The sequence below is a fragment of the Paenibacillus sp. AR247 genome, from assembly GCF_002968895.1.
Lineage (GTDB): Bacteria > Bacillota > Bacilli > Paenibacillales > Paenibacillaceae > Paenibacillus_AQ > Paenibacillus_AQ favisporus.
Genome location: NZ_PCZT01000020.1, coordinates 162,914 through 171,129, shown reverse-complemented (window position 1 = coordinate 171,129; position 8,216 = coordinate 162,914). Strand labels below are relative to the sequence as shown.

At 56.6% G+C, this 8,216-nt stretch carries 7 protein-coding genes and 1 pseudogene; 1 reads left to right on the top strand and 7 read right to left on the bottom strand.

Features of this window, described 5'->3' with window-relative positions; all coding sequences use genetic code 11:
• Window positions 1-286: 286 nt before the first annotated feature.
• Entirely contained in the window at window positions 287-1,132 is an 846-nt protein-coding gene (locus CPT76_RS27930) for an AraC family transcriptional regulator (protein WP_105445203.1), read from the top strand.
• A gap of 220 nt (window positions 1,133-1,352) precedes the next feature.
• On the opposite strand, the gene CPT76_RS27925 is transcribed toward CPT76_RS27930, so the two are convergent.
• From CPT76_RS27925 to CPT76_RS27890, 7 genes and pseudogenes are all read right to left on the bottom strand, one after another.
• On the bottom strand, window positions 1,353-1,847 hold the full coding sequence (locus CPT76_RS27925; RefSeq protein WP_256993024.1) for an SRPBCC family protein: 495 nt from the start codon (window positions 1,845-1,847) through the stop codon (window positions 1,353-1,355).
• A 104-nt stretch (window positions 1,848-1,951) separates the two neighbouring features.
• The gene (locus tag CPT76_RS27920; protein ID WP_089549304.1) at window positions 1,952-2,266 is read right to left on the bottom strand and encodes an ArsR/SmtB family transcription factor; all 315 of its coding nucleotides are present in this window, start codon (window positions 2,264-2,266) and stop codon (window positions 1,952-1,954) included.
• A 207-nt stretch (window positions 2,267-2,473) separates the two neighbouring features.
• Complete coding sequence (locus CPT76_RS27915) at window positions 2,474-3,847, bottom strand: alpha-L-fucosidase (protein WP_105445202.1); 1,374 nt, start codon at window positions 3,845-3,847, stop codon at window positions 2,474-2,476.
• A gap of 16 nt (window positions 3,848-3,863) precedes the next feature.
• Window positions 3,864-5,516: an ABC transporter substrate-binding protein gene (locus tag CPT76_RS27910; RefSeq protein WP_258168859.1), complete on the bottom strand. Its 1,653-nt coding sequence runs from the start codon at window positions 5,514-5,516 to the stop codon at window positions 3,864-3,866.
• A 33-nt stretch (window positions 5,517-5,549) separates the two neighbouring features.
• A pseudogene (locus tag CPT76_RS27905) lies at window positions 5,550-6,376 on the bottom strand (carbohydrate ABC transporter permease).
• A gap of 12 nt (window positions 6,377-6,388) precedes the next feature.
• Entirely contained in the window at window positions 6,389-7,351 is a 963-nt protein-coding gene (locus tag CPT76_RS27900; protein WP_258168858.1) for an ABC transporter permease, read from the bottom strand.
• A 221-nt stretch (window positions 7,352-7,572) separates the two neighbouring features.
• A partial coding sequence (locus tag CPT76_RS27890) for an AraC family transcriptional regulator (RefSeq protein ID WP_181153086.1) occupies window positions 7,573-8,216 on the bottom strand: 644 nt, incomplete at its 5' end.

Sequence of the window (8,216 nt, the reverse complement as noted above, 5' to 3'; positions counted from 1 at the left end):
ACGTTTATACTTTCTGATATTNTAAAAAAACTGTCTATCGACGTACCTTCACAGATGACAGACCGCGTTTAAAGGTAACTTTTCTTGCAATATCAGGAAGCCATAGCTCTGGAGTTTATACTTTCTGATATTATAAAAAAACGTCTATCGACGTACCTTCAAAGAAGACAGACCTCGTTTAGCGGAAGTTTTTCTTGCGAGATCAGGAAACGGAAGCTCCAAAACTTATACTTTCTGATCTCTTTAAAAAGGTTTGTGAGACAGACGGGAGGGACTCAGAACGCAAATGACCCGGATCAATGTCGACTATTATATGCCCGCCTTGCAGGGCCAAACCGATCTCCGCCTGCACTTTTTCGGCATGGAAGAATGCCTGCCGAACCATTCGTGGGGACCCGGACTGCGGGATGCCTACATCCTGCACTATGTGCACAGCGGCACGGGGACTTTCACCACTGGCGGCACCACCTACCGGCTCGGCGCGGGACAGGGATTCCTGATCGTGCCGGATATGCTGGTGCAATACACGGCCGACGAGTCGGATCCGTGGACGTATACATGGTTCGGCTTTCAAGGTGTGCTGGCCAAGACGCTCCTGCAGCGCGCCCACCTGAATGCGTCCCATCCAGTCTACGAGGCAGGTCCGGACGGCGGCTTTCCGCGGTTTTACAGACAGCTGCGCGCCGCGATGGAAGGACCCGGCGGCGACGTGCTCAGCCAGGGCATCCTGTACGGGCTGCTGGGCGAACTGATTCGGGACTGCCGTGACAACGGCGAAGCCCCGCGTCCCACCACCTCGAAGGAAGCCTACGTCCGCAAGGCCGTCGGCTATATCGAGAGCAGCTACAGCCAGAAGATCAGCATTCAGGATATCGCCCGTTCTGTCGGACTGGACCGGACATACCTGTCCGGCCTGTTCAAGGACCAGTTCGGCGTGTCGCTGCAGGCGTTCCTGCTGGAGTACCGGATGAAACGCGCCGCCGTGCTGCTGCACAACCTGGAGCTGTCGGTAAGCGACGTGTCCCGCTCGGTCGGCTACACAGACCCGTTCCTGTTCTCCAAAATGTTCAAAAAAACAATCGGCTGCTCGCCCCGATCCTACCGGGAGCAGCAGATTTCCTCTGGCAGCTGAGGAGCAGAAATTCGCATAACCAGCATGATGGATGGATGATAAGCACCGCCTTCCATTTTTGCAGGCTCCGGCTTTCGGCCCGTCCACTGTGCACTTGGAGGTGCCCAAAACGCCGGCTGAAGATCGTCCCCAACGCCAACGCCACGCCAAAAAAAGCCCTCCAGTCCTATTAGACTGGGGGCTCCTTGGCTGTACATCTCGGCTGTCTGCCGCTCATGGCTTATCCCTGACGCAACTCCGCAAACCGATTGCGGTATCGCTCGTATTTCCCTTCCCAGATGTCCTTCCGGGAAGCAATGGTCCGGCCGTCGAGCAGCGCTTCGATAACGTCTAGGCAGACATCCCATCCGGCAACGTCCTTGGGCGTATGATCGGTGACTCGGACGATCGTCTCGATCAGGACGAGACGGCAGCCCTGCGGCTCGGGATACAGCTCAAACCGGACGCGGTCCTCCGCCCAGGTATACTCAAGTACCGACAGGGGCTTCAGCTCCAAAATTTCGAACTTTTCATAAGTACCGTCCTGCATATCGAATGAGATGACTCCGCCTTCACGCAAATCTTCGACGCGAAGCTCCGCAAACCACTGCTTCAGCTGGTCATTCTCGGTCAGCGCCGCCCATACCTTCTCCACCGGGTGCTTCAAATGCCGCACGAACCGCACACGGGTTCCCTGCTCGTCCTGCTCAACCACGGCCAATTCATTGGAATTCACGGCTGATCCTCCTTTTTCACATGCTCCTTAAAGTTTGTCATTCCGTCAGGATACCCAATCCAACTTAAATTCTGCCATATCCCTGCAAGCAGGTATTTTCCTGCTCAGGGCTCTTCTTCATCGAGGAAGCGCTCCAGGTCGTCCAGCTTGCCGGACCAGAACCTACGGTAGGGCCCAAGCCAATCGTCAAGCTGCTCCAGCGGCTTCGCGTTCAGGCTGTACATCCGCTTCTGGGCATCGCTGCGGACGGTCACAAGCCCCGCTTCCCGCAGGATCCGCAAATGCTTGGACACCCCCGGCTGGCTTAAGGACGACAGCTCCACAAGCTCGCCCACAGAACGGTCCCGCACTCGCAAATATTCCAGAATGCTCCGCCGGTTCGGTTCGGATAACGCTTCAAACAGTTTGTCTGTGTTCATGACTATTATATTACCTTTTGGTTATATAAATGTAAAGGAATATAATAACGCCGAATCGTTCTTCACAACAAAAGGGCCATCCCTCCAAGGCTCAGCGCATGCCTTCCTCGGAAGAAAGGCTCCAAGGAAAAAGCATACGGCTGCCTAGTATGAGACGGCCCTAAGGTTACAGGGTCAGGGTTTGCATTTTAGTTAAATCCGGCTGAGCTACCGCTCGGCCCCATCGGCGAATACCGATGTGCCCCGCAAGCGCGCCCAGTCGGCTACCCGGGCGGGGTCGCCTTCCCACAGCCGCTCTCTGCCCCACTGATTCGCCTCGGGCTTGCCTTCGCATTCCACGCGGATCACCGGGAAGAGCCGCGTCGGCGCCTCCCGCGGCAGCCCGTGAATCCACAGCTCATCGCCGTTCTGTTCAAACGCGAGCTCCTGCCCTGTGGTCAGGAGCGTGACGCCCTTCACCCGGGTGTTCAAATCGGCCAGCCTCATGTCCGGGCGGCCGTCCCAGAACCGGATGATCAAATACAAGTTATTGCCGCAGGTCGTCTGCCGTCCGCGGGTGATAAACTCGGTGACGGAGCCTCCGTCCGTGCCGTACACCGCCTCGCCGTGCACCTCCAGCCAGCGCCCGATCTCCAGCCCCCGTTCCACGAATTCAGGCGGGAGCTGACCGTCCGCCGTCGGTCCGACGTTGAGCAGCAGGTTGCCCCCGTGGGCGCCGCCTTTCTCGGCGCTTTCGCAGAGCATATCAAGCAGCACGTCCGCCGGACGCCACCGCTCGCCGATTACATGGCTCCAGAGCCGCCATGTCGTCACCTGGCACGACTCCCACAGCCGCTTTTGCTCGGCATGGATCACATGCTCCGGGGTACCGAAGTCGCCGAGCGTATCGGAATCGCCGGCACCCACGCCCCCGTCGGCCCGATACCCGTCATGAGCGGCGGAATAACCAAGCCGGTTATTGATTAGAATTTCCGGCTGCAGCGCCCGCATTTCCTCCACCAGCTTCACGCTCTGCAGATCATCCGCATTCCGCGGCCATACTCCGTCGAAGAAGAAGTGGTCGATCTTTCCGTAGTTCGTCAGCAGCTCTTTGACTTGGGCGTGAAGATAGGCACGGACCTTCTCCCACCCCTCCGGATCCTTGGCCGGGCCGTCGAAATACGCCGGCAGCCGCCAATCGATCCACGAATAGTACAGTCCGATCCGCAGCCCCTCCTTGCGGAAGGCCTCGGTGTATTCACGGACAAAATCCCTTTGCGGAGCCTGCTTGGCGCTGGAGTAGTCCGTATAAGCGCTGTCCCACATGCAGTAGCCGTCGTGGTGCCGGGTCGTAAAGCAGGCATATTTAAACCCGGCTTTTCTCGCCGTATAGGCCCACAGTTCGGGATCGTAATGCTCCGGGTTCCATGCGCAGGCCTGCTCCGCATACTCCTTGTGGTCCAAATGCTCACGGAACAGCACCTGTTCCCCGCGCCCGTACTGCGCATAAGGCCCCCAATGGATGAACATCCCGTAACGGCTCTCGGTAAACCACTTCCATTTGTCCGGAACGGTAAAGGCTTGCGATTGAATAGCGGTCATGATCGAAGTTTCCTCCTTACGATTGGGTCTCGGATGCCACGGATTTGCGGGCATCATACGCTTCTTGGTAGATCTCCAGGTATCGGTCCAGCCCCATGCTCTTCAGCGTCGACTGGTACTCGTTCCACTGGGCGTTGAGGTCGGCGTCGCCGATAATGAACCGCGCCATCATTTCGTTCGTGTAATCGAAGATCGTCTTGGACAGGTCAGCCAGCTCCTGCGATTGGTCCACTGTAAAATTGAGCGGCGGCAGCACCGTCTCCACCTTGACACGATAAGGCTCGTATTTGGTCTTCGTCTCGTTGTACAGGATCGATTCCAGCGGGTTCTCCTTGTCCTCCACCGCGCCGAGGCGCAGCGAATTCGGACGGTAGGCGATGCCGGTCTGCGCCCAGTGCTTGTTCTGCGTCACCCCGAATTGGGACATGTCTTTATAGACCGCCTGCTTGCCGTTTAATCCGATTTCGCCGTCTTTGGCCCATCTCCAGTCCTTATCCGGCTCGCCGATCGTTGAGCGCAGCGTCGTTTCCCGGTCGTACAGGGCGTCCGCGAAGCGGAAGGCCGCCGCCGGATTTTTCGCCTTGTTCGTGATCACGAACTGCCCAGGGGCCACCTGGTAAGGATCGTACTGCGTCACCTGAAGCCCTTCCGGGCCTTTCAGCGGAGGGACGGCGACATAATCCTTCCACCGGCCACTAGCACCGCTCAGTTGGGTGAGCACGCTCATATTGGGGCCGGAGGTGGCGCCCAGAATCGGCACGTCCGGATTTTCCCCCAGCTGAACGAGCTGCGCGGGATCCCGGGTCAGCGATTGCGGATCCATCAAGCCTTCAGCGTACAGCTTGTGCAGGAAGGCCAGCCCTTCCTTCCAACCGTCCTTGACGAACGGAACGTCGACTTTGCCCTCATCATTCACATACATCCTCGTATACGGGGCATACGTGAAAGAGTTCATCAGGAAGTTTTCCACGCTCGTCGTCAGGGTCGAATTTTGCGTCGTTTGCGGCGCTCCCGAGAACGGAATTTCGTCGGCCTTCCCGTTTTTATTCGGGTCCTGGGTCTTGAACGCCTTCAGCACCTTATAAAATTCATCGATCGTGGTCGGCATCTCCAGATTGAGCGCCTTCAGCCACGGCTCGTAGATCCACAGCTTCTGTCGCATGGAGCAGTGGTAGCATTCGTTCGGAGCCGGCAGGGCGTAAATGTTCCCGTCGGCCGAGGTGATCGTCGGTTTGACCAGCGGACTTTCCTCAAACATTTTTTTCGTATTCAGGCCGTATTTCTCAATGTAATCGTTCAGAGGAAGAATGACCCCCTGTTCTCCGTACAGCGCCTGCTGCTCCGGCGTGACGTTCATGCTCATGATGACGTCCGGCAGGTCACCGCTAGCCAGCGCCAGGTTGAGCTTCTCGGCGGTGGCAATTTCCCACTCCACATGAATATTCGTTTTCTCTTCGAAGTATTTGGTGAATTCGTTCGTATTGAAATCTTCGACGGCCGGATTGGCACCGATCATGACCTTAAGCGTCAGTTTGTCGTTCACGATCGGGAACACGCCCGCATCGCTTACTGCTTCACCGGCACCCGGCTCCGCCGCCGGCGCGCCCCCCGAATCCCCGCTTCCGCATGCGCCGAGCAGGCCGATCATGACCGCGGATATGAGTAGCAAAGACAGGAACTTTCTTTCACACCGATCATCTCCTTATCCCTTTAATGAGCCGATCATGACGCCTTTGACCAGAAATTTCTGAACGAAAGGATACACGACCAGAAGCGGAAAGATGCCAGCATCGCCGTGTCGACATCGTTCTGGATCAGAATATCGCGAAGCACGAGCTGCAGCGGGTAGTGGTCCTGGGATTTCAAATAAATCATCGCGTTAAAATACTGGTTCCAGTTGGCCGACGCATAATACAGCGTAATCACGGCGAGAATGGGTCCCGACAGCCGGATGACCACTTTCCATAAAAACTGGAAGTCATTGCAACCGTCCAGCCGTGCCGCCTCCAGCAGCTCGTCCGGTATGGACATTTGGAAATACGTCCGGGCGATGATGACATTCCATACGGTCAGCGCTCCCGGAATGATCATGGACCAGATCGTATCGAGCATACCGAGCTCCCGCACTAGCAGATAGCTGGGGATCAGTCCCCCCGTAAACATCGTCGTGAACATGAACAGAATCATGAATACGTTTTTGCCGTACAGGTCTTTACGGGACAGCGGATAAGCGGCCAGCACCGTCAGGAAGACGTTGAGGGCGGTGCCTGTCACGGTGTAGACGACGGAGTTTTTAAATCCGGTCCATACCATCTTGTAGTCGAATACGGCAGCGTAACCTTCCAGCGTCGGACGAACCGGCCACAACCATACCTTGCCGGACACGACGGCATTGGAGTCGCTGAAAGACGCGCTGACGATGTACACGATCGGATAGAGCACGCTGATAAAAAACAGGGTGACGATGGCGCCGTTCACGAGCGAGAACACCTTGTCTCCCCGAGAGTCATTGCGCAACGTGCCGTTCATGGGCTTCCCTCCTTACCACAGACTTGCCTGCTTCGACTGCTGAGCGATCTTGTTGACCACGATGAGCAGCACCAGGTTAATGACCGACTTGAACAAACCGATGGCGGTTGAGTACGAGTAATTCGCCACCTGCGAGGTCAGACCGACCTTGTACACGTACGTGTCGATAATCTCGGATGCCTTCAGGTTAATGGGGTTCTGGAGAAGGAGCACCTTCTCAAAGCCGACGTCGAGCACATGCCCGGTGCTCAGGATCAAAAGGATGATTGCCATGGGCATGATGCCGGGCAGGTCGATATGCCACATCCGGCGCAGCTTGCTGGCCCCGTCGACCACGGCCGCTTCATGCAGGGCAGGGTCGATCGCGGCAAGCGCCGCAATGAAAATGATGCAGTTAAAGCCCGCATGCTGCCAGACATCCGACCAGACATAAATGGAAGAGAACATCGAAATCTCGCCCATAAAATTGACCGGCCCCACACCGATAAAGCCGAGCAGCTTGTTGACGATGCCCGTTCTCGGGTCGAGCAGCTCCCGGATAATCCCGACGATGACGACAATCGAGATGAAATGCGGGGCATACGTGACCATCTGCACCGCTCGCTTGAATACCCGCCCCCGCAAATAGTTGAGGCCGAGCGCCAGCAGAATGGGAAACGGAAAGCTCGCAGCCAGGTTGTAAAAGCTGAGGATCAAGGTGTTTTTCAAAATCCTCCAGAAGTCGTACGAGTGAACAAAGCGCTCAAAGTGCTTCAGCCCGACCCACTCGCTTCCCCAAATGCCTTTGGTCACAATAAAGTTCTTAAAAGCGATTTGTGCGCCATACATGGGTACGTACTTGAAAATGATCAAATACAGAAGCGGCAGCGCCATCAGCACGTATAACTGCCAGCTGTGGATCAGCTTCTTTACGGCGGGTCTCCTTCCCGTCCTGCGCGCTGCCCTTGTCTTTCGCTCGGTCACTGACATGCTCATTTCACTTTCACCCCCCTTGATTGGACCCAGCATAGACCGGGACCGCCCAAGGTGTAAATTGCCTGTTCCCCGGCGGGTTTACCCTCGTTCAGAAAGGCCGTTGACCTTTGCCCGGCTTGTATACATTTCGTTAGATTCGGGCGTATTTGCCTTAGCAGCCGGCCGCTGGCGGGGTATTCTCTGTAAGCGAAAAGGCCAGGAAATCCCTGGCCCAAAAACGCTTATGCATCCTGACGGTGAAGAGGGGAAGCCGGTTTCTTATGTGCGATATCGCGGTACGCCGTTGCGCTGATGCCGCTGCCGCGTTTGAAGGCCCGGCAGAAGGTGCTGGACGCGTGGTACCCGACCTGCTGCGCAATATCCCGGATCGGCAGCCTGGTCTCGGACAGCAGCTGCTTGGCTTTGTCCATCCGGAGGTTCTCAACGTATTCGGAAAAATTGACCCCTGTCTGCTCTTTGAAAAATTGCGACAGATACCCCTTGGATATATTCAGATGATCCGCCGCGGCATCCAGGCTGAGATCAGCCTGTCCGTACTGGTGATGAATGTAGTCCACCGTATCGCGGATCAATTGGACGTTGCGGCTCTTCTTGCGCCGATCGATGTCGTCCGAAATTTCCGCGAATCTCTCCGTAGCGTTATCAAACGCCTGCTTCGGGTGATTGGCCGTGCCGAGCTGCTGCAGCAGTTGCCTCATGTCCGCCTGCTCCTTCACCATCAGCTGATCCTGCACTTTGACCAGGCAGCCCACCAGGTCAAGAACGAACAGCTGCTGCATCGCCAAGGGAAGGTGCCGCTCCTCGAAATTTTCCCGGTACAGGGAGGCGAGCAGCTTCCGGACCTCCTCGTCTCGCCTGCTTTGAT

Coding starts and splice junctions, on each gene's coding strand:
- CPT76_RS27930 (WP_105445203.1), top strand. CDS start 287: ATGACCCGGATCAATGTCGACTATTATATGCCCGCCTTGCAGGGCCAA.
- CPT76_RS27920 (WP_089549304.1), bottom strand. CDS start 2,266: ATGAACACAGACAAACTGTTTGAAGCGTTATCCGAACCGAACCGGCGG.
- CPT76_RS27915 (WP_105445202.1), bottom strand. CDS start 3,847: ATGACCGCTATTCAATCGCAAGCCTTTACCGTTCCGGACAAATGGAAG.
- CPT76_RS27900 (WP_258168858.1), bottom strand. CDS start 7,351: ATGAGCATGTCAGTGACCGAGCGAAAGACAAGGGCAGCGCGCAGGACG.